This is a genomic window from Candidatus Berkiella cookevillensis (genome assembly GCF_001431315.2).
GTDB lineage: Bacteria > Pseudomonadota > Gammaproteobacteria > Berkiellales > Berkiellaceae > Berkiella_A > Berkiella_A cookevillensis.
The window spans coordinates 478,160-498,979 of sequence record NZ_LKHV02000001.1 but is presented as its reverse complement, the minus strand read 5'-3'; the positions used below and the strand labels follow the sequence as shown (position 1 = coordinate 498,979).

22 protein-coding genes and 1 pseudogene are annotated in these 20,820 nt (G+C 36.3%); 6 read left to right on the top strand and 17 right to left on the bottom strand.

Annotated features, from left to right (window positions below):
- Positions 1 to 31 precede the first annotated feature (31 nt).
- The 6 genes and pseudogenes from CC99x_RS02195 to CC99x_RS13025 all read left to right on the top strand — a co-directional run.
- Positions 32 to 1,873, top strand: coding sequence for a carbamoyltransferase family protein (locus CC99x_RS02195; protein ID WP_200953520.1), 1,842 nt, complete (start codon positions 32 to 34; stop codon positions 1,871 to 1,873).
- 36 nt (positions 1,874 to 1,909) lie between these two features.
- On the top strand, positions 1,910 to 2,314 hold the full coding sequence (locus CC99x_RS02190; protein ID WP_057625613.1) for an SxtJ family membrane protein: 405 nt from the start codon (positions 1,910 to 1,912) through the stop codon (positions 2,312 to 2,314).
- A complete protein-coding gene (locus CC99x_RS02185; protein ID WP_200953518.1) occupies positions 2,314 to 2,466 on the top strand; it encodes a DUF5989 family protein in 153 nt (50 codons plus the stop codon). The genes CC99x_RS02190 and CC99x_RS02185 overlap by 1 nt, the downstream gene beginning before the upstream one ends.
- Positions 2,467 to 2,486: 20 nt before the next feature.
- Positions 2,487 to 3,428: an SGNH/GDSL hydrolase family protein gene (locus CC99x_RS02180; protein ID WP_057625612.1), complete on the top strand. Its 942-nt coding sequence runs from the start codon at positions 2,487 to 2,489 to the stop codon at positions 3,426 to 3,428.
- A 31-nt stretch (positions 3,429 to 3,459) separates the two neighbouring features.
- Entirely contained in the window at positions 3,460 to 4,014 is a 555-nt protein-coding gene (locus CC99x_RS02175) for a YqhA family protein (RefSeq protein ID WP_057625611.1), read from the top strand.
- A 307-nt stretch (positions 4,015 to 4,321) separates the two neighbouring features.
- Positions 4,322 to 4,411: pseudogene (locus CC99x_RS13025) on the top strand (GIY-YIG nuclease family protein); the annotation flags it as partial.
- Between the two features lie 272 nt (positions 4,412 to 4,683).
- On the opposite strand, the gene CC99x_RS02170 reads toward CC99x_RS13025, so the two are convergent.
- From CC99x_RS02170 to CC99x_RS02090, 17 genes are all read right to left on the bottom strand, one after another.
- Complete coding sequence (locus CC99x_RS02170; RefSeq protein ID WP_057623734.1) at positions 4,684 to 5,457, bottom strand: FkbM family methyltransferase; 774 nt, start codon at positions 5,455 to 5,457, stop codon at positions 4,684 to 4,686.
- A gap of 3 nt (positions 5,458 to 5,460) precedes the next feature.
- Positions 5,461 to 6,234 carry a glycosyltransferase family 2 protein gene (locus CC99x_RS02165; protein ID WP_057623733.1) on the bottom strand — a complete coding sequence of 258 codons (774 nt, stop codon included), beginning with the start codon at positions 6,232 to 6,234 and terminating at the stop codon, positions 5,461 to 5,463.
- A gap of 422 nt (positions 6,235 to 6,656) precedes the next feature.
- Positions 6,657 to 7,994: a UDP-glucose dehydrogenase family protein gene (locus CC99x_RS02160; protein WP_057623731.1), complete on the bottom strand. Its 1,338-nt coding sequence runs from the start codon at positions 7,992 to 7,994 to the stop codon at positions 6,657 to 6,659.
- A 14-nt stretch (positions 7,995 to 8,008) separates the two neighbouring features.
- Positions 8,009 to 8,812 carry a class I SAM-dependent methyltransferase gene (locus tag CC99x_RS02155; RefSeq protein WP_057623729.1) on the bottom strand — a complete coding sequence of 268 codons (804 nt, stop codon included), beginning with the start codon at positions 8,810 to 8,812 and terminating at the stop codon, positions 8,009 to 8,011.
- 41 nt (positions 8,813 to 8,853) lie between these two features.
- Positions 8,854 to 9,678 carry a methyltransferase, TIGR04325 family gene (locus CC99x_RS02150; RefSeq protein ID WP_158003196.1) on the bottom strand — a complete coding sequence of 275 codons (825 nt, stop codon included), beginning with the start codon at positions 9,676 to 9,678 and terminating at the stop codon, positions 8,854 to 8,856.
- A 17-nt stretch (positions 9,679 to 9,695) separates the two neighbouring features.
- Positions 9,696 to 10,706, bottom strand: a complete 1,011-nt coding sequence (gene rfbB / locus CC99x_RS02145) for a dTDP-glucose 4,6-dehydratase (RefSeq protein WP_057623726.1) — start codon at positions 10,704 to 10,706, stop codon at positions 9,696 to 9,698.
- Positions 10,700 to 11,578, bottom strand: coding sequence for a glucose-1-phosphate thymidylyltransferase RfbA (gene rfbA, locus CC99x_RS02140; protein WP_057623724.1), 879 nt, complete (start codon positions 11,576 to 11,578; stop codon positions 10,700 to 10,702). The genes rfbB and rfbA overlap by 7 nt, the downstream gene beginning before the upstream one ends.
- The gene (locus tag CC99x_RS02135) at positions 11,575 to 12,669 is read right to left on the bottom strand and encodes a DegT/DnrJ/EryC1/StrS family aminotransferase (protein ID WP_200953414.1); all 1,095 of its coding nucleotides are present in this window, start codon (positions 12,667 to 12,669) and stop codon (positions 11,575 to 11,577) included. Before CC99x_RS02135 ends, rfbA begins: the two co-directional genes overlap by 4 nt.
- A complete protein-coding gene (locus CC99x_RS02130; protein ID WP_057623722.1) occupies positions 12,666 to 13,028 on the bottom strand; it encodes a sugar 3,4-ketoisomerase in 363 nt (120 codons plus the stop codon). The genes CC99x_RS02135 and CC99x_RS02130 overlap by 4 nt, the downstream gene beginning before the upstream one ends.
- Positions 12,991 to 13,992, bottom strand: a complete 1,002-nt coding sequence (locus CC99x_RS02125; RefSeq protein WP_057623719.1) for a hypothetical protein — start codon at positions 13,990 to 13,992, stop codon at positions 12,991 to 12,993. The genes CC99x_RS02130 and CC99x_RS02125 overlap by 38 nt, the downstream gene beginning before the upstream one ends.
- A gap of 7 nt (positions 13,993 to 13,999) precedes the next feature.
- Positions 14,000 to 14,920, bottom strand: a complete 921-nt coding sequence (locus CC99x_RS02120) for a glycosyltransferase (RefSeq protein ID WP_057623717.1) — start codon at positions 14,918 to 14,920, stop codon at positions 14,000 to 14,002.
- A gap of 6 nt (positions 14,921 to 14,926) precedes the next feature.
- A complete protein-coding gene (locus CC99x_RS02115) occupies positions 14,927 to 15,610 on the bottom strand; it encodes a methyltransferase domain-containing protein (protein WP_057623715.1) in 684 nt (227 codons plus the stop codon).
- Positions 15,611 to 15,654: 44 nt separating this feature from the next.
- Positions 15,655 to 16,629, bottom strand: coding sequence for a polysialyltransferase family glycosyltransferase (locus tag CC99x_RS02110; protein ID WP_057623713.1), 975 nt, complete (start codon positions 16,627 to 16,629; stop codon positions 15,655 to 15,657).
- Between the two features lie 2 nt (positions 16,630 to 16,631).
- Positions 16,632 to 17,600, bottom strand: coding sequence for a Gfo/Idh/MocA family protein (locus tag CC99x_RS02105; RefSeq protein WP_057623711.1), 969 nt, complete (start codon positions 17,598 to 17,600; stop codon positions 16,632 to 16,634).
- Position 17,601: 1 nt separating this feature from the next.
- Positions 17,602 to 18,348, bottom strand: a complete 747-nt coding sequence (locus CC99x_RS02100) for a cytidylyltransferase domain-containing protein (RefSeq protein ID WP_057623708.1) — start codon at positions 18,346 to 18,348, stop codon at positions 17,602 to 17,604.
- Positions 18,341 to 19,612, bottom strand: coding sequence for an N-acetyl sugar amidotransferase (locus CC99x_RS02095; RefSeq protein WP_057623706.1), 1,272 nt, complete (start codon positions 19,610 to 19,612; stop codon positions 18,341 to 18,343). Before CC99x_RS02095 ends, CC99x_RS02100 begins: the two co-directional genes overlap by 8 nt.
- Positions 19,612 to 20,820 carry an N-acetyl sugar amidotransferase gene (locus CC99x_RS02090; protein WP_158003195.1) on the bottom strand — a complete coding sequence of 403 codons (1,209 nt, stop codon included), beginning with the start codon at positions 20,818 to 20,820 and terminating at the stop codon, positions 19,612 to 19,614. Before CC99x_RS02090 ends, CC99x_RS02095 begins: the two co-directional genes overlap by 1 nt.

Sequence of the window (20,820 nt, the reverse complement as noted above, 5' to 3'; positions counted from 1 at the left end):
CTTTTTATTTGAAGTAATGGAAAGGTGTTGTTTGGCTACCATTTTAGGGATATCCGCTTTTTATCATGATAGCGCTGCTGCGCTTGTTGTCGACGGCAAAATTATTGCTGCGGCGCAAGAAGAAAGATTTACACGCAAAAAACACGATCCTGGCTTTCCTGAACATGCAATTCAGTATTGCCTACAAGCAGGTCAAATTACTTTAGATAAAGTAGACTTCATTACTTTTTATGACAAACCACTTCTCAAGTTTGAACGCTTATTAGAAACCTATTTAAGCTTTGCTCCCCAAGGCTTTCAATCTTTTATACAAGCAATGCCAGTATGGCTAAAAGAAAAACTTCTTTTAAAAGCAACCCTTAAAAAATCTTTCTCACAGCTTTCTGGTTTAAAAGAAGGCAATTTACCCAAGCTTTTATTCACGCAACACCATCAATCACATGCTGCCTCAGCCTTTTTTGCCAGCCCTTTTCAAGAAGCGGCTGTTCTGTGTTTAGATGGCGTTGGAGAATGGGCAACCACGACTTGCTGGCATGGTAACAATAATCAATTAAAACCATTATGGGAAATCCAATTTCCACATTCGCTTGGTTTACTATACTCAGCCTTTACTTATTATACCGGCTTTAAAGTTAACTCCGGTGAATACAAACTCATGGGACTTGCCCCCTATGGCGAACCCAAATATGTGCAGCAAATTTATGAACATCTGATTGATGTCAAAGCAGATGGTAGTTTTCGACTGAATATGGATTACTTCAATTTCGCAGTTGGCCTCACAATGACCAATGAAAAATTCCATCAGCTGTTTGGTGGCCCACCTCGCACTTCAGAAGGCGAAATAACCCAAAAAATGATGGATATTGCCAGCTCCATTCAAGTTGTCACTGAAGAAGTGGTCATAAAATTAGCAAAAAATATTCGCACAGAAACAAACTGCAAAAATTTATGTTTAGCGGGCGGTGTTGCCCTCAATTGTGTTGCAAATGGCAAAATCTATAAAGAAAAAATATTTGATGAAATCTGGGTGCAACCTGCTGCCGGAGATGCGGGCGGTGCTTTAGGTGCAGCACTCAGCACATGGCATGAGTATTTGCAAAAACCACGTCAGCTTCAAAAGCCTGACAGCATGCAAGGCAGCTTATTGGGTCCTCGTTTTAGTAAGCAACAGATTGTCAATTACTTAGATGAAGTCAATGCAGTTTATACCGTATTAGAGGATGAACAGTTAATTCCACAAGTTGCGAAATTGCTTTCTGAAGAAAATGTGATTGGTTGGTATCAAAATAAAATGGAATTTGGTCCTCGTGCTTTAGGTGCGCGCTCTATCTTAGGTGATGCCCGCAGCACAAAAATGCAATCGATCATGAATCTCAAAATTAAATATCGAGAATCTTTTCGTCCATTTGCACCTGTTATAAAAGAAGAGAAAGTGCATGAATGGTTTGAATTTGAGCACAGCAGCCCTTATATGTTAATGGTTGCCAATGTAAAAGAATCACATCAAACTGCAATGACCGATGCACAAAAGCAATTATTCGGCATTGAGAAACTCAATATTCCAAGATCTTCTATGCCTGCCATTACCCATGTGGATTACTCTGCTCGCTTACAAACCGTGGCAAAGGATGTCAATCCACGCTACTACCAATTACTCGATGCTTTTGAGACATTAACAGGCTGCCCAGCCCTCATTAATACTTCTTTTAATGTCAGAGGTGAGCCCATCGTATGCACACCAGAAGATGCCTATCGCTGTTTTATGCGCACTGAAATGGATTATTTGGTATTAGAAAATGTCATTCTCGCAAAACAAGATCAACCCAAGTGGCAAGAAGCGCATAATTGGCGTGAAGAGTTTGCTTTAGATTAACCTAAAAGTCTGAGTTTAAGATAAGTGGCTAACAATATGATGACACAACAAAATATCACATCTAAAGAGTTAAGAAATTTTGGGTTTATTTTATCCTCTATTTTTGTAGCACTCTTTGGCGTCTTTCTGCCTTTGCTGAAAAGCCAGCCTTCACCGACCTGGCCATGGATTTTTGCAAGCACACTACTTGTTTTTGCTTTCTTTGTACCCAAACTCTTAAAATTTATCTATTTACCCTGGATGAAGTTGGGTGCAATCTTAGGCTGGATAAATACACGTATTATCCTAGGTGTTATTTTCTTTATTGTCATTACACCGATTAGTTTTGCACTGAGATTAGCAAAATATGATCCTTTAAAACGGCATTTTGAACCAGAAGCAAAATCATATCGTGTTCAAAGTGAATCCCAAGCTATCAAACATATGGAGCGTCCCTACTAATGATTGATTTACTCATAGATCTTTGGCAATTTATGCGTGCACGCAAGAAATTTTGGCTCGCACCTATTATTAGCCTGTTATTGCTACTCGGTGCACTGATTGTATTTACGCAAGGCTCTGCCGTTGCTCCCTTTATTTATACTTTATTCTAAAAATAATCTAATAGATTCTTATGTCCAAAAATGTATTTGAAAAATATCCCAAAGTAACAATAAGTTTTCTCTTATTGTTACTGGGGATTGCTTCGTTGTTTATGATTGAATTCTTAGCCCGAGGTTTCGGCTTAGGTAATGTCGTTATTTATGATTCACACCCAGTTTATGGTTATCGCTTGCACCCTAATCAACAGGTTGCAAGACAAGCCAATAAGCCTATACAAATTAATAATCTTGGATTACGTGCTCAAGCCGATTGGGACATAACAGAGACACAAAACAAAATATTATTTGTAGGTGATTCTGTCACCTATGGTGGTAGCTACATTAATAATACTGAACTCTTTTCATTCTTAGCTGTCAGAAATTTGCCTGGTTACCAGAGTGGAAATGCAGGTGTGAATGGTTGGGGCGTATTGAATGTTCATGCCTTAATCAAAGAAATGCATTTCCTACCTGCAGATATCTATGTCAGTGTTTTTCCTGAAGGCGACTTTTATAGAGGTTTAATGAGGATTGGTGGCCAACCTTTTTGGACGCGTGCACCTCGTTCAGCCTTGGAAGAATTAGCACACTATTTTTTATATAAAGTTCAGCTAACACAAACACCACCTGTTCTTTTTTATACACTCAACGAGGATGAGAAATTTCAGATTGCCGATCATGCAGCTTATTATCTCAAAAGCTACGATAACTACTTAAAAAATGCCGGTAAAAAGCATTTGATTTATATCTCACCCAGTCGTTCTGAGCTTTTGCATGACAGTGAGAATGATCAACTGGTACAAAAAGCATTAGAGAAACATGAGCTGCAGGTTGTATATCTGAGAGAAAAACTAAACACTCAATCTGCCAAAGAAATAAATGCATTGTTTCATGATGAAATACATCTGAGTGAACAAGGTCATCAGCAATGGGCACAGCTCATTGAAGAAGATTTAAAAAAACTCATTTCATAAATTTCCTCTCTCAATTTTCTATGAGGTTCATATGGTTAAACTGATGTTTGAGAAATTATTGCTGCTTTCCAAACTATTTGTGATTCTACCTGTTGCCTTTGGTATCTTCAGCTCGATCATTTTATTTATATATGCAACGGGCGATCTTATCTCCATGGCCTTTCATCTTTGTAAATATATTTGTTATTTGCAAATCCCTGAATCTATGCATGCAGATGTTGTGAGTGAAATCATTGGTGCAGTTGATTTATATTTAATTGCAATTGTATTGTTAATCTTCAGTTTTGGTTTATACGAATTATTCATTTCTGAAATTGATGAGACTGACCATGATAAATCAAAACTAAAAATCCCACCTATTTTGCTGATAAGCTCTTTAGATGAACTAAAAGACAAATTAGCTAAAGTCATTGTGATGGTTCTCGTTGTTAGCTTCTTCCAACGTGTTTTATACGTCAAATTTGAGGGCGCTTTAGAGATGATGTATTTTGCATTTTCTATTTCTGCACTTTCTATCGGTGTTTATTTATTACACAAAGATGCAAAAAAAATAAAGTCGAAAAAAATTATTGAAAAGAAATCATAAACAATACTATAAAAATACATAAGGATTGCGAGATAGCAAAGACAACACCGCCAACATTGTACCTCTTGCGAGCTGAGCAATCCCCACTAATTTCTACTAGGCTGTCATCCCAGAATTTTGCAAAGCAAAATATCTGGGATCCACAGGCGTTTTGCGCCTGGTAGCCCTTTGGGCTACTGGTGCCAACCTTCACTCATAGGCGTCAACTTAAGGAATTTCTGGGGTTTAATATAGAATATTGCTACCCATTCTTCCTTACCGCTACGTCCCGCGGCTTGTCCGCGGGATCCAGAGTTTTGAGCCTCTGAATGTGAATCAGCTTGTTTATTATGAAATGCATGAGCTGTACGTTGAGGCTGCCAGACGTGAAAAGCGTTTTAAAAACTGGTACAGGCAGTGAAAATTGAATTTAATTGAAGAATTCAATCCGGCGTGGCGAGATCTCTACGAAGAAAGCTACTCATAACACCTGGATCCCGCGGACAAGCCGCGGGACGTAGCGGTAAGTAGGTCAGCAAAATGTCAACAGTCCCTAATTATTCTGCTTTTTTTCTTAAGTTGACGCTTATGAGCCTTCGCTGACATGACATATTATTTGATTTTTTCAGAATAAAAATTTTGTGAGGTTCACTCAGCTTGCGAGTAGTATTCATATGCGAAGACTATGCTTTATCTTGTAGCTAAGAAATTATTTTGCATAACAGGCTCGATACAATAGCCCAATTTTTTTAATTGTTGTACAACTCGATCATCTTCAGGGGATAAACTTTCGAACAATATAGTGTTAACAGAAAAATTTGTTAAAAAATGCATTGCACCTTCAATCACCAAATGCTCTGCACCTTCAACATCAAGCTTGAGCATATAACTATGCTCTTTGGAAAAGTTCTTTTCTCGCACAAATTCATCTAAAGAAATGGCAGGAACTTCAATACATTCATTTTTATCAGAATCAGGCATTATTGTGTTAATGGGACTACCTGCTTTAAGATTGGAAAAATGAACCGTTGATTTTTTGTCTGCAACCGCTTTTGGAATGACAAAATTTGTATCAATCTGATTGAGTGTGAAGTTATTAGTCAATAATGTGACTGTATCAGGATGTGCTTCAAAAGCATACACAGCCTTTACTTTATCTCTTAGAAGCAAACTATAAAAGCCAATGTTAGCACCTATATCTAAAAATATTGTATTATCATTTGCTAAGCTTCTTAATTTTTCTAAGGCTGGCTTATCAGGATAATCTGCATAGACCAAACAAGAAGCACTGGGTGAATGAGGCGTTAAATAAGCACGTTGTCCATTAAAGAGCGTTTTAATTCTAATTCGTTTTATAAATCTTTTTTCAATTTGCCATAAAACTGCACCCATCAATTTAATAGGAATGTTCCAGACATCATTGTTTTGAACAATATATTTCCCTATTTGTAAAACTGCTTGCATTATCTATACTTCCCTTCCTAATAACTTCGATTTTACAAATAATTTAAAAAGATTATATTCATGAATACTTTTCAACATGAGTTTTGATGCTACTTTATGGCGCATTTTAAGATGATGATATTCTTTTAAAACAGATTTAATTTGGTGTGTTCCAATACCACCTGCCTGCCAATTTGCAACAATTACTGGATATATCTCTGTACTAGGAAAATTATGGTAGGCTCTTAATAAAATTTCATAATCCATTGCATATTTTACATCTAAAGCAAATTCTCCCCACTTCTCAAAAAAACGACGATGCGTAAATAAGCCTTGATGTGGCAAAGTGAGTTTAAATAATAATGCTTTTTTATCGAATATTTTGGGTATGCTGCGCGGAGCAACCCATAATGCTTCACCCTCAAGGCTTGTTCGAGCTACCTGACCACAAATAAGCTCAGCACCATCAGAAGCATGATGAAACAACTGTGCAATACTATTCGGCTGATAAAAACTATCGCCCGCACCTTGAAAATTTATATATTCGCCTTTGCTCAAGCGAATACCTTTGTTAAAGGCATCACTGATACCTTTATCCGGTTCGCTGATCCAGTGTGTTATGAGACCTTCATTTTGTTTAATAACCTCGAGCGTTCCATCAGTAGAACCACCATCTATCACAATATATTCTAAAAATGGATAGCTTTGCGCTTCAATACTAGCCAATGTATGCAATAAGCCTGCCTTATTGTTCTTGACAGCTGTAATGATTGAAATCTTAGGTTGAAGCAAGGTCATAGATACTCACTGCAAAAGCAAGATAATTGCATTTATTGTCCTATATTTTCTGTTGTTATGCTAAAAATTAGAGAACACTCTTCATATTAAACCCTCACCCGCTTCTTCGAAGCAACCCTCTCCCAAATTGGTAGAGGGGAAAATGTTCGCGTTGCGAACGAAGCTTTAAATTCTGATCACCATTTTGTACTCATATATTGATGAGCATAGCGAATCGTTGATCCCTCTACCAATTTGGGAGAGGGTGCCCGCAGGGCGGGTGAGGGTTAAATAATTAATCAGCTATTAATTAATTGTTATATAGTCACAGCACATGCTGTTTTCGGGTAGGCGTCAAGCCTCGAGCAACCGGAGTGTACATAAAAGTACATGAGGATTGCGAGAAGGCGAAGACAACACCCCCGAAAACGCATGTGCGAAGACTATACCTCAAGAACAGAACCACGCCCTATGCCGTAATACTGTATTCCTCTCTCTTTCATGAGCACAGGATCATAAATATTTCTGCCATCAAAAATAACTTTATCAGAAATAGCTTTTTTGAGATGAGAGAAATCTGGACTTCTAAAGATACGCCACTCTGTTAATACGATGAGCGCATTTGCACCTTCTAATGCTTCTTCAGGTGTTTGAGCGTAACTGATAAGTACATTCTTATGAAAAAGCTTCTTTGCCTCATGCATGGCCTCAGGATCAAAAGCTTGAATTTTTGCGCCATGAGCTATTAACGATTCAATAACATTGAGACTTGGCGCATCTCGCATATCATCTGTTCCAGGTTTGAAGGCAAGTCCCCAAATAGCAAATACCTTACCCTGTAGATCTTCTTGATAATGATTTTTTATTTTTTCAAATACTCTATTTTTTTGTCTGGCATTCACTTGCTCTACAGCACGAACAATATCGCAACTACTTTGATAATCTTTAGCGGTATGAATTAAAGCCTGCACATCCTTACCAAAACAAGACCCCCCATAACCACAACCGGGATAGGTAAAATGATAACCAATGCGCGGATCAGCGCCCATACCAATGCGCACCTGCTCAATATCAGCACCTACTTTTTCTGCTAAATTAGCCATTTCATTCATAAAGCTTATTTTCGTTGCCAGCATTGCATTTGATGCATATTTTGTAAGTTCTGCTGAGCGCCTATCCATCACCAATAGGCGATCATTTTTGCGATTAAACGGTGCATATAAATCTCTTAATATGGCTTCTGCTTGCGGGCTTTCTACCCCTAAGACAATACGATCTGGCTTTCTAAAGTCCTCTAAAGCCGCACCCTCTTTTAAAAATTCTGGATTTGAAACCACATCAAATGAAATATTGGCATTTCTTGTCGTCAACGCATCACGAATAATCGTTTGTACTTGATCAGCCGTACCAATTGGAACGGTTGATTTATCAATGACAATTGTGTATTCATCCATATGCTGTGCAATACTCTTAGCAACAGCATACACAAAAGCTAAATTTGCCTTACCTGTTTCATCGGGTGGCGTTCCCACAGCAATAAACTGACAAGTACCATGTTTAACTGCTTGTGCAACATCTGTCGTAAAGCTAATACGCTTTGCTTTTAAATTCCATTTTAAAAGCTCTTCCAATCCTGGTTCGTAGATAGGACTTTTACCTTGACGTAGTAATTCTATTTTTTCTGCATCGATATCAGCACATACAACATGATTACCTACTTCTGCAAAGCATGCTGCAACGACTAAACCAACATAGCCTGAACCAAAAACCGTTATATTCATGTATACCTACCCTGTTAGACAATCATCGCTTCTTCTTGCTGTTGTGAAGTAATCTTTTTCACAGGCAATTGAAAATCATCTAAAAAGCTAATAGGTGATTCACTTGTGTAGAAATATAAATTTGTTCTATCTGGAAACACAGTTTCTAGCACAACAACATGCTTAAAAAATGACTTTAATAAGAGCTGGAGATCTTCTTTAGATTTAAACTCATATTCATGATCATCATGTGATGCACCATCATCTCTTTCTACAATTGTATAACCACTTAAAATACCAGTTTTACCTATGCGCTGTTTTACTTCATTTAGAATTCTCGTGATTTCATCAATCGTGAAGTGTTCTATTGCTGCATCCCAAATAACATTTGTAAATGGTCCTTTAGGTAATCCTTGTCGAATATCATGGCATTGATAGACAACATTGTCTGCTTGGAAATTTTGCTTAGCATGCGCAATGGCTTTAGGATCAAAATCAATAGACAAAATATTCTTTACACGAATAGAATAAAAGTGATGTGCGTTAAAACCATCTCCACAACATAACTCCAATACAGTGCTCTCTGGTTTCAAGGCAAGCAAATTAAAAATACCACGCTCCCAGCCCAGTGGGTTCCTAGAGGTATGCCATTTATAATATTGATCAAGATAATGATCAAACCATTCTGGATTTGGTTTAACAGCCCATTGCAAATAAAACTGCGTTTTATGGCTAAATTTTGCAAGACCACGGATAAATCGATTGAAATAAATTACCCCTGGTAACAATATTGGGCGAGCAATAGTTGCAAAAGTTCTAAGTATTTTTTTAAAAGTCATTTTGATTTTCTTTAATAGGTAATATGCTGTTTATAATGATCTCAAATTGATGAATTCTGTAACTGATATAGTCGGTTAAAGCCAATACATTCTTTCCCCAGTATTTCTAATAATCCACTATTATCAGAAATACAAAAAATCTCTTTGTAACGCACTTGCATTTTTTTCTCAAAGATTTGTTTAGAGACTAAAGCAAAGGGGAATTCCGATAATCCATCTTTCATTCCTTCAGGCTTTGGACCAGGACCACTGTCGCTGTACAAAGATTTATGAATAACCCAAAAATGCTCAGCATCTAAACAAAAGCTAGAACGCAAAAAAACAAGCCATGGGGCATTCAACGATAATAAAAATTCTAGTGTTTCTGTTGGATCGGGCACATGCTGCAAAGTTGCAGATGTCAAAACAAGATCAAAACTACCCAGTTGTGTTTTATCTATGTTTTCAAAAGCTATAAAACTTAGATTTTTGTCGTTTAACTCTGATCCTCTTTTGGCAATGGCTGATGTTTCAATAATTACCCAATCAAAACTAATGTGAGGAAAAAAATTACGAATAAAGAAATAATGTGCGCCAAAAGCGCCGCCCAAATCTAACACTCGAATATGCGATTGATTCATCTTTGCTATAGTTGCAACTAAAAATGATTCTGGAATACTCAAACTTGATATTGTCTTTTGTTTGAGTACTTCTCGATATTGCTGTGTCTTAAAAAAAACCATATCTACCAGTGCTTGCCCTTCAAATCCTTCACTATTACATGCTGCTTTGGCTTGTGCAAAAGATGAATATATTTTTCTATGGTTCTTTAAAGCTCTTAATGAACGTGTTAGAACCGGCGGCAAATAATCTTTTATTAAATACATGGTAGCATTTCCAATCATTAATTATTTTGATATTTATTAAGATACCAACATACTGTTTGATATAATTCTTCTGAAAATTGGCTTAATAATTTCCAACCTAGAGTTTGAATCTTGTCTGTATTCACCGCATAGCGAAAATCATGCCCCAATCTATCTGTAACAAAATTAATTTGCTCTGCATAGCTAACGCGATCTGCACGTGGTTTTATATCATCAAGTAACGTACATATCTTCTTTGCAATCTCTAAATTACTCATTTCTTGATCACCGCCAATGTTATAGTTCTCACCCTTAATACCATTATGCAGCACCCAATCAATTGCATGTACATGATCATTCACAGACAACCAATCTCTAACATTCAAGCCATTACCATAAATAGGTATTGGCTTATCTGAAATTGCATTACGAATAATCGTTGGGATCAATTTTTCATCATGCTGCTTAGGACCAAAATTATTAGAACAATTCGTGATCACTGTGTTGAGCTGATAGGTTTTATGATAGCTTCTTACAAGCATGTCACTACTGGCCTTACTTGCACTATAAGGTGAATTTGGCGCATAGGGAGAAGTTTCGAAAAAATAACCTTCCTTACCTAAACTACCATATACCTCATCAGTAGAAATATGATGAAACCTAAATAATGATGAATGATCTTGGTCTGCTTTTTGATGCCAGAATTTTTTAGCCGTTTCTAACAACTGAAAAGTACCATGAATATTTGTTTGTATAAAAGCATCTGGCTTTGCAATAGAATTATCAACGTGAGATTCTGCGGCAAAATGCACAACAGCATTTATTTGATAGGCTGTAAAAAGCTCTTCTAATAAGGTGGCATCTAAGATATCACCTTGAATAAAGATATGTTTAGGATTATTGAGTACATCGCTCAGATTATCTAAAGAACCTGCATAGGTCAGCTTATCTAAGTTAATGATGCGGTACTCAGGATAATGCTTTAAAAGATATTCAACAAAATGGCTACCGATAAAACCTGCACCACCTGTTACTAATAAATTCAGCATGTTTGAGCCTGCCTAACAATTTGTTGTAAATAGTGTCCATACTGACTCTGACTTAATTTTTCAGCTAAATTTTCAAGATCAGATAAACTAATGTATCCCATGCGATAAGCAATCTCTTCTAAACAAGCAATCTTCAGTCCTTGCCTTGATTCAATAACATGCACAAATTGGCTGGCTTCAAGCAAACTTTGCTGTGTTCCTGTATCTAACCAAGCCATACCGCGGCCTAGATACTCAACATTCAAGGATTTTCTATCTAGGTACACATTATTTACATCTGTAATTTCTAACTCGCCACGTGCCGATGGTTTCAATTGTTTTGCAATTTCAATCACACTGTTATCATAAAAATACAAACCCGTCACAGCCCAATTTGAAATAGGTGTCGATGGCTTTTCAACAATCCTAGATGGCTGCTTATTTTTATCTAAATCAACCACACCATATCGACAAGGATCTTGCACATAATAAGCAAAGATCGTCGCACCTTCTTTCAATTGTGCATGTTGTTGTAATTGTTTTGGAAGACTATCACCATAGAAAATATTGTCACCCAAAATAAAACCCACTGAGTCATCCTGAATAAATTCTTCAGCAATAATAAAAGCTTCTGCTATACCACGCGGTTCTTTTTGTTCTGCATATTGAAGAGAAATGCCAAATTCAGAGCCATCTCCTAATACAGATTTAAAACGCTCAGAATCTTCTGGTGTCGTAATAATGAGTATTTCTCGAAGTCCTGCCAACATTAATACAGAAAGTGGATAATAGATCATCGGTTTATCATAAATTGGCATTAATTGTTTTGAGACAATTTTTGTCAAAGGATATAAACGCTTACCACTTCCACCGGCTAAAATAATTCCTTTCATATTCTAAACTCATTCATTAGTTGAATAACGTATTCTATGTCCCTTTCAGTATGACCAAAGGAAATGGGTAAACTTAAAATACTCTTATGCCATTCATCGCTGATCGGATACGATTCCGTAAACATACCTTTAGTTGCTTTTTGTGCATAAGGTGCTATTGGGTAGTGAATTTCTGTTTTTACACCATTGTCTAGCAAATACTTCCTTAATTGATCACGCATTGGGTGACGAATCATAAAAATATGATATACATGACGCTTGTCAGCGACAGGTTTTGTTCTGTGAAATTGTTCATGTAACTGGCTTTGATAAAGTTGTGCTAAACGCTCTTTATGTGAGGTAATATCAGACAAGCCTTTTAATTTAACATTCAAAAACGCAGCTTGCATTTCATCCAAGCGTGAATTGTGTCCCAAATATTCATTTTCATATTTTACAAATGAACCATAGTTTCTGAGCGCTCTTAGTTTATTTGCAAGCACATCATCGTTTGTAGTGATAGCACCACCATCTCCCAAAGCACCTAAATTCTTGGTTGGATAAAAACTCCAAGCCCCCAGATTACCTTGTGTACCAACCATCTGACCACGATATAATGCACCATGTGCTTGCGCACAATCCTCAACAATTTTCAAATTATATTGCTGAGCTAAATCTAAAATAGGTTGCATATCGCAGGGATTACCGTACAGATGAAGGGGTAATATTGCCTTTGTGCGAGGGCTAATCGATTTTTCAATTTTAGAAACATCGATATTACCATCTTCAAGATTTGGCTCAATCAACACAGGCTTTAAATCCGCTCTGAGTATTGCCAAAATAGTAGCAATATATGCATTTGCAGCAACTAATACTTCACTCCCCTGGGGTAAATCTAATGCTTGAAAGGACAGATATAAAGCATCTAGACCAGAGGCAACGCCTATTGCGTGTTTTGTGCCAACGAATTCAGCAAAAGCTTTCTCAAAAATTGTGACTTGATTGCCTAAGATAAACCAGCCAGATGCCAAAACCTCGTTAAAAGATGCTTGGAATTGTGTTGTGAACGGTGCATTTACTTTTTGTAAATCTTCATAGGCTACTGTCATCATAATGGCGTACTTATATAATCTTGTGCATCATACTCATGAGAAGCTAATACCAGGAGAACACTATCGGACGAGAAATTATCTAAGGTATGCCAATCTTCTGGAGGAACCAACAAGCATTGCTGAGGGCTATCCAAGCTAATACACTGTTTTTCATGATAACGCTGGATGTTAATATCCACACAACCATGCATACAAATAAATGCTTGTTCAGTCACCTTATGCCTATGGCCACCACGACTGCTACCTTGCGCCCCATAAATCCAATATAAACGTTTCACTTGGAATGGTAGTATTTTCTCAAGAACCGTTAAGTGACCCCGGCTATCTGAGTGGGTTGGCAAAATTATTAATTCGGACATTTTCAAAACTTCTCTCAAGATTTAAAATATTAAAACTTCCTTTTGCGAATCTTTTGAGACACTGTATCCAAGTCGGTTCAACAGCGAAAGCATCAACAAATGGGTTTTCCAACTTACTTTCTAGCTTCTTACTAATATTATATAAGTGTTTAAGATAGGGAAGATAGATCCACTTAATTACATTACTATTAAGCTGATACTGACCTAAATCAGCTCTTAGCTTCCTATATAGTTTCAAACCATGAAAATGATAAAAAATAACATCTCCTGTTTGAGCACGAAAAACACATTCCAGCTTATCTGTCTTCTTTAAAAAATGATATTGCTGAACATTCCATGGCGCAATTCCACCACCCAAATGTTCCGAGATATGCACGCCAGAGAAACGAGTACACCAGTCATCTAAATATTTTTGATCTCCAAACTTTCCATCTTCTACACGGTTATAACACCATGCTAAACATGCTTGGCGCCACCAATTCAAGGCCTCTAAAGAATCAGGTTGGTTTTTAAAAGTCATGAATTGCACGCAAAATCTACCAGACAAATGTGCATTATCGTAGCGTGCTGTATAACGATGCTCCGTCAACAAAATAACAGATTGTTGCATTTCTTCGATAAGTACCGCAGGATTTGAATAAAAATAAATATCTGCATCTACATAGGTACAAGAGGGGACTTGGTAATTTTTCAGCACGTATAAAATAGTTGAAGGCGTTGATGTCCAGCAATATTCTGCTTTAGTTCTATCTGATTTAACGCTTAATAATTCTGCATCTTCAAATGCTGCTAAACTGATCAAGGTCATATGTGGTAAATGCAAGTCGGACAACGTCTCAAAGCTATCCTCATCAAAACAAAAAATATACAAATGGAAATCAGAACAATGTTGACGCAAAGATTCGTAAAGTGCCAACCCTCTCGTGAAGTAATTCTTATCAAATAAAGTACAAAAATGGTACATGACTGCCTTATTGTAGAATCGAATCAAAGATACGTTTTGTCTTGCGTAATAAACGTGTAAAAATAGGTGGATTTAGTCTTTTATAAAAATCTTGATAGGCTTTAATTGCCAAACTACATTCTGTGACAGGAATAGATGCCGCGAAAGTAATTGGCTGATCTGCAACAGCGGTAGAATAAACATCTGTTGTAATACAATGCTCACCACTATTATCCGTGCCAATATTATTAACTAAACTACGCCCAGGATTTAGAGTTAATTTATTAGCAATAAATAAAGATGCGTGCCAGCGAATAGCCCAAGAATTGTTCTTAGCAAGTACTTGCGCTTTGAGCATATCAAGGTTACCTGCAACACCACCCATATCAAAAGCATGCTCTAATTTTAAATCTTTTAACTGTGTTAACAATTTTTGGCCGTCTTTTTCAAAGAGATCCCACGCTCTCTTCCATGTTGCCCATCCCCAACAATCCGAACCTCGAAGAAAAAATGCTTCTGGTAATTTAATTTTTGTGGGAATCAAATAACCATGAATAGAGCCAACGGTATGATTATCTTGATAACGCTCTAAATTTTCATTCATAAATTTTAAAAAATAAGGAGAAAGCACCAAGTCATCTTCTAATACAATTGCTCTATCATGTTTAGCAACCACTTCTGTAACACCTGCAATGATATTTTGAGCAAGCCCTAAATTTTTCTCTCTTTGAACCAAGGTTACTGATTTAAAACCTTTTAAACCCTGGAATAAAGAGCGCACTTGTTCTACGCTTACCTCATCCTCCACACGCTTAGCACCATCAGCATACACATAAAGATCTGTGTTAGCTGATTCTTTATTTCCCAAGATACTTTTTATGGTTTCTTTTGTATGATAAACACGGTTATATACAAACAAAATGATAGGCGCATATTTAATTGCAGTCATAATATTTCACTTAGTTTTCTGAAAAACACCAATCCATCCATCGCGCTTACCCACAAACTTACAAGTAAGCAAATATACGCCCACAAATGCCAAGTTTATTGCCTGTATCATATGTGTGTATTTGGTTTTTATGTACATTGAACTAAAATTTCTCAAGGCCATAGGACTAACGCGAAATTTCAAATCCACTAGTTTTAGTTTATGCTTTGAATAATATTGAACCTGTGCATTATTCTCACCATACACCATCAAGATCCCTGTCGGCAAATATGGCTTAACATGATCAAAATCATCATGAAAGTAATTTGACAATAACGGCGTTGCAATCAACAAATAACCATTTTCAGTTAATCGATTTAAATAATAGTCTAGAAAAGATACTAAATCTAAAGGCGAGAAATGCTCAATGATATGAGACAAAATAATAAGGTTATATTTCTCATCTTGCTTGTCAAAAACTTCAAAATCATAGCACTTTAAACCATCTTTGGTATTTGCTTTTACGATGGTACTATTTTTTTCAACACCTGTAATTTGATACCCTTTTTGCATGAGTGGCTTTAAAAACCGCCCATACCCACACCCTACATCTAATATTTTATGCTGCTTACTTGTATATTTATCGATAAATTTTAATATTAAATCTTTCTCATAATCAAAAGATAAGAGTGATTGAAGATATTTTTTCACAAAGTCTTTACCTTACACCATACTAAAACGATACCGTGTTTGATTTATTCTAAAACAACATGAGGCTCAATATGTGAATTTGACTGAAGTGCACCAAATGCATTCCTACAAATCTGAAAACTTTTTATGGGCTTACCCATTCTTTTAGCAAGCACTAACCCCATGGTTGTAATCCCCCATACTTCCTGTGAAATTAAAATCAATATCTCTAAAGGATCTGTTTCATCAACAAGATGATAAGGAACATTTGTATCATTCCAAACCTTACTCATTATTTTTGAAAACAATCTTAAATCTTGTCTTGGATGAGGTTTAATCAATACCATAATCTGCTCATCTAATAAACAAGATAACTGCTCATACATTGCTGTTAAATTTTTTTCTAAGGTAAATCCAAAAGATTCTTGAGTATTTTCTGGGTCTAACAAAATTAAAACCAATTTTTGCGCGTCTATCTTATATTTCTCTTTGAGCTGCCTTAGCGCTGTCTCAGGTATCTCTGAAAGATGTTCCATTTTATGCTCAATGGCTAAATGTCCTGTAATCACTGCCTCGAAGCATATCTTAGTTAAGCCCAAACCTCTTACCCTCTCCTCAAACTCATCTTGGCATAGTTGATCAGGAAAGAATACATAATTAGGCATCAAAATAGATTGGCTTAAATTATCAGTAAAGTGCTCAAGATAGTTCTTCCAATGATCAAAAATAAACACTGTTGCCATTGAAACTGTAAGTGATTTCTGCAAATAACCATAAGTAAGACCAAAATCAAGCTGCGAGCCTAATACTAAAATATCTTGCATTGCAATTATATCAAACTTGATCTGGCAAGGGTCTGAAAACGTAATCTCAGAATGCGTAGCAGCCCAACCATCACAATAAAAACAAACCTCAATACCATGCGCTTTGAGTAGATGATATAAAACAGACAATACTGCGTATGCACCTGGATCTGCACAATACAAATGTGCAGTTTTATATTGCTTAAAAATATCAATTATTTTCTGTCTTTGTAACACAGCTATATCCCTTCTTCTATTGTAGGGATAAGAGAAAGTTCTTCGCTTATCTTTAGTGCCAATCTTTCAGAACGCAAAGCTTCTTCTAAGTTCAAAAACCGGGCTGCTTTATTATCAAGTGCTTTTAATACATTCTCTACAAGATGATTGGTGCCCTTATGATGTTCAATAACAATATCTTTTTCAAAAACTAAACGTTTACCTAGTGGAGTACCTTGATTTTCACTCACACAATAAACTGAAAGTATTTGATGGTCAGAATGAATGGTATATCTGTTTTGATCTGTAAAAACATCTACTTCAAAAAAAACATAATCATTTTGATTTAAGCCTTGCAATACAATATTGGCACAACTATCCGTCTCGAAATATATACTTACTGTTGGATCATCTATCTTATAATCATTGGCTGAAGAAAGTATTTTATATGCCCGTATTTCACCAAATAAAAATCGTATCAGATCAATTGCATGCGTACCATTATGTTTTAAACCTTTTGCATACCGAATTGAAACAGCTCTAAGAGCTTGTGAAGAAAATGCTTCTTTTAAATAATAATAAGCGGATAGATATCTACGTGTATAATTTACAGCAACAATAGTATTTCTTTTTGAAAAAAAATGTTCTATCTTAGAAAGGTCATTCAAATTTAAAGCAACTGGTTTCTCTACAATAATCGCTTTAGGAGAATACTCTGCGACTAATTCCATTTGTGTTGCATGCATAAAATCAGGAGAGCAAATGGATACTATATCTGGCTGCTTATCACGCAGCATAGATTCCATATCTGAATATCCCTCTACCTCCCAATGACTTGCTGCTTTCTCAAGATTTTCAACAGAGGGGTCAAAAATAGCCAATAACTGACATCGAGGATTATTCTTAAAAGCAGCTGCATGAGATACAAGTTTGTCATCTATACCTGCTCCCATTTGACCAGCGCCAATTACAACTGCCTTATATACCTGCATCCTATCCCTCTAATGCTTCTTTTTGTCTAATCTCAGCATTCACATGAATAATGCTCTGATCCATATCAATGGCATGCAAAATATCTATTAAACGAAAGTCTTTTTTTCTGACATACAAGCGTTCATAAAGATGTTTGGCTACTATATAATCTTCAGGCTCATCTACTGTTAATCTTAAATTGGGTCTATGATGATGCGCTTCTGCTGACCAAGCACGCAGCTGGTATTTCTCTGGATTGCGATAAATATAATAACTACCATGCACCAAGTCTATTGGATCCTGCGTATTCTCTGCAACCGATTCAAGTGCTGCTCTTGTAAAGACTCTAATGTCTAAACCTCTGGGATAAGTATCGATAACATTGTTGCACACATAATCACAACCAGACTCTAGCAGTATGGAAAGCGCTCTATCAATTAAATCTGGATCAATAAAAGGATTATCCCCCGTTGCCTGTACAATGACATCAAATCCTTCTGAAGCACCTAACAATCGAGATGTTATATTATCAACACTACCTTGATAACATTTAACGCCTAATTGATCACATAACTGCTTAATAAGTCTATCTTCTTTAGCAACAGTTGTTGCCACAATAATCTCATCCACCAATACTGCTTGAGAAATTCTCTCAATAATATGTTCTAATGCTGATTTTCCTGCTAATGGAAATAAAACTTTGCCTGGTAAACGAGTAGAAGCAAGCCTTGCTTCAATGGTTGCGCAGATTTTAATTTTTTTATCCATGATGAGGCTCCACACTGTCTGCTTGACTTGCCCATCCTCTCAAAAGAAGCTGTTCAGACTGAGATAGACGATGTATTTCAGGATTTTCATTCGATAAGAAATTCAACTTATCCAAAATATAATTAATTTCGCCTTGTGGTGCTATATTTAATTTTGCCAAGCAGGTAACTTTGTCCACTCCCTTCTTGGCAACAAAAGCTTGTATATATTTATCAAATTCTTGTGTTGAAATTTCCAACCAATCTGTCAATTTTTTCAAATGCTGAACGGGCTTATTCTGAAAATAACCCTCCAGTTTTAAAGCCTCATCTCTCGTCAAACGCCCTAAGCGAATTTCACGACATGCATGATCCGTTACTTTAGAAAAACCAAATTTCAAATATTTTATGTAATCATGAACATCTGTATAATACTGACAATCAATATCATTATAAGAATCAAATGTTCTATTTAAGGTATGTGCTTTGTAACCATACATCTTTATCATTGCTTCATGTTGCTTTTTTGTATCCCAATAAATGAAATTATTGAGATAGATCCCTCTGACACCAACTCGCATCAAATCCGTATCTGCGGGATAAAAAAATGATGAAAGTGATTCCTCTGTTAAATCTGGCGTTTTATTAACTAAGTCTTCAGCCTCAAACCCCATCAAATCATGTTCTCTTCGATAACGTCGTGTCATTTCTACCTGATCTTTATGAAAGAACATACCAACTTGATCAATCCCTTGATGTGCTCCCCATATAATCAGTGGAATTTTTCTTTTGACAGCTGTTTGAACTGGAAATACAGTTGAACCAGCCAAATAAGCCCAATGAATACTTCCTAATAATTTGAGTGTGTTTTGTGTAATACATTTTAATTTTGAGGGTGATATTGTTGACATAACAATATCGCACCCTAAACGCGTTCTTAAACATTCTAAATTTCGAACGCCTAAGCCTGTATTATAGTGTCGATTATAAGAAACCAATAATGGCTTTAATCCTAAAACATATTTTACAAAATGCACAATAAAATAAGCATCCCGCCCACCAGAAACAGGAATAATGCAATCATAATCATTTTCTTTCTGATAAGAGGATGTAATTTCCTTTAATTGCGCTAATCCATAATGCCAATCATAATTATCTTTTTCATCATGAACCAAACAACCTGTGCATACACCTTTCGCATTAAATGCCAAATGCAAAGGATGATTAGAAGGATATAAACACCTTGTGCAATAAGTGATCTTATTTTCTTTTTCAAATGCTTGCATTATACAATACCTACTAAAGAATCATCCTGAGTACGTTTTTTTTGTGTATCTAATTTATGGATAATAGTCTCTAAATATTTATCTTCTGGGCAATTCACCTGTTTCCAAATAGGGTCGGTAATTATCCATGCTGCGCCTTCTTGTCTCCACATAGGACCACGAAATTTTTTCACCGTTTCCCAAAACAAATTTTCAGAAATATTGATCCAATCACAATAAGCAGAAATATATCTTGGGTGACATTTTCCATCTAACAATTTTGCAAGAAGTGCCCCTTCTTCACGGCTTATCCGACCAGCTCTAATATCGTAACAAGCAAATTCTGTAGCATTACCAAAGCCAAGCTTGGTCTGCTTAAGCATTGAGTTAACAATACCACCGTTATCGCTATCTAAAGAATTATGCTTATAATGTATGCCTATATCTTTATAATCAGCCTCAATACACTTCATACCATGCTCAATTGCAAATATTCCATTTTCCCAACCAGACCAATTCAAATAGTATCCCATAAAAATACCTTTACCCTGCCAGCGATGAAACTCATCTTCTGTTGGAAAGCGATATAATTGTAAATCTTTTTCCTCAACCTCATCTTTCTCAAGCCACATACGATAACTCTGACCACCCAAGGTATTATTATTGATAATTTTGGTTGCATCAAAGCCCTCACCACTGTTTTGATCGCCTGCTTCAAGAGCAGGATTTTCACCAAAAAATACCAATGGAATATCGTAATCAATCGCTACTCTAAAAGGGGCGGAGAACAAAGCTAACTCAGCATATTTGTGAATATTTCCATATTCTAAAAATGAACGTTTAGAAAGCTTTTGCGCAATTTGAGGGTTAGGCTGGATCGTGATCAAATCAAAATCAAGTTTCACAAGATTTTCAATATTATATCTTCCAAGCTCAGTGCCATCTGAACTTGCAAACTGTACAAGTAAAGGATTGAGATTAAATTGCTCCCTTAAAACAATAGCTTGCCACGTACTATCTTTACCACCACTTACTCCCAGCACACAATCCCAAGGTGAACGGGAAGTTGCTTTAGCCCATTGAGCAAGATCTTGAAATTCTTTATGTTTCTCTTGCCAATTCAAGGTTTTCTTTTGTTCATACCACAAACAAGCAGCACAGATTCCCTCAGCATTCAATCGTAGTCCAGGACGAGTCGCAGGCATAATACAACGTTGGCAATACTTCAT

What these genes read in the sequence shown, in the direction of transcription:
- CC99x_RS02190 (WP_057625613.1), top strand. Translation starts at nt 1,910, where the DNA reads ATGATGACACAACAAAATATCACATCTAAAGAGTTAAGAAATTTTGGG.
- CC99x_RS02185 (WP_200953518.1), top strand. Translation starts at nt 2,314, where the DNA reads ATGATTGATTTACTCATAGATCTTTGGCAATTTATGCGTGCACGCAAG.
- CC99x_RS02180 (WP_057625612.1), top strand. Translation starts at nt 2,487, where the DNA reads ATGTCCAAAAATGTATTTGAAAAATATCCCAAAGTAACAATAAGTTTT.
- CC99x_RS02175 (WP_057625611.1), top strand. Translation starts at nt 3,460, where the DNA reads ATGGTTAAACTGATGTTTGAGAAATTATTGCTGCTTTCCAAACTATTT.
- CC99x_RS02170 (WP_057623734.1), bottom strand. Translation starts at nt 5,457, where the DNA reads ATGCAAGCAGTTTTACAAATAGGGAAATATATTGTTCAAAACAATGAT.
- CC99x_RS02165 (WP_057623733.1), bottom strand. Translation starts at nt 6,234, where the DNA reads ATGACCTTGCTTCAACCTAAGATTTCAATCATTACAGCTGTCAAGAAC.
- CC99x_RS02160 (WP_057623731.1), bottom strand. Translation starts at nt 7,994, where the DNA reads ATGAATATAACGGTTTTTGGTTCAGGCTATGTTGGTTTAGTCGTTGCA.
- CC99x_RS02155 (WP_057623729.1), bottom strand. Translation starts at nt 8,812, where the DNA reads ATGACTTTTAAAAAAATACTTAGAACTTTTGCAACTATTGCTCGCCCA.
- CC99x_RS02150 (WP_158003196.1), bottom strand. Translation starts at nt 9,678, where the DNA reads ATGTATTTAATAAAAGATTATTTGCCGCCGGTTCTAACACGTTCATTA.
- rfbB (WP_057623726.1), bottom strand. Translation starts at nt 10,706, where the DNA reads ATGCTGAATTTATTAGTAACAGGTGGTGCAGGTTTTATCGGTAGCCAT.
- rfbA (WP_057623724.1), bottom strand. Translation starts at nt 11,578, where the DNA reads ATGAAAGGAATTATTTTAGCCGGTGGAAGTGGTAAGCGTTTATATCCT.
- CC99x_RS02135 (WP_200953414.1), bottom strand. Translation starts at nt 12,669, where the DNA reads ATGATGACAGTAGCCTATGAAGATTTACAAAAAGTAAATGCACCGTTC.
- CC99x_RS02130 (WP_057623722.1), bottom strand. Translation starts at nt 13,028, where the DNA reads ATGTCCGAATTAATAATTTTGCCAACCCACTCAGATAGCCGGGGTCAC.
- CC99x_RS02125 (WP_057623719.1), bottom strand. Translation starts at nt 13,992, where the DNA reads ATGTACCATTTTTGTACTTTATTTGATAAGAATTACTTCACGAGAGGG.
- CC99x_RS02120 (WP_057623717.1), bottom strand. Translation starts at nt 14,920, where the DNA reads ATGACTGCAATTAAATATGCGCCTATCATTTTGTTTGTATATAACCGT.
- CC99x_RS02105 (WP_057623711.1), bottom strand. Translation starts at nt 17,600, where the DNA reads ATGCAGGTATATAAGGCAGTTGTAATTGGCGCTGGTCAAATGGGAGCA.
- CC99x_RS02100 (WP_057623708.1), bottom strand. Translation starts at nt 18,348, where the DNA reads ATGGATAAAAAAATTAAAATCTGCGCAACCATTGAAGCAAGGCTTGCT.
- CC99x_RS02095 (WP_057623706.1), bottom strand. Translation starts at nt 19,612, where the DNA reads ATGCAAGCATTTGAAAAAGAAAATAAGATCACTTATTGCACAAGGTGT.
- CC99x_RS02090 (WP_158003195.1), bottom strand. Translation starts at nt 20,820, where the DNA reads ATGAAGTATTGCCAACGTTGTATTATGCCTGCGACTCGTCCTGGACTA.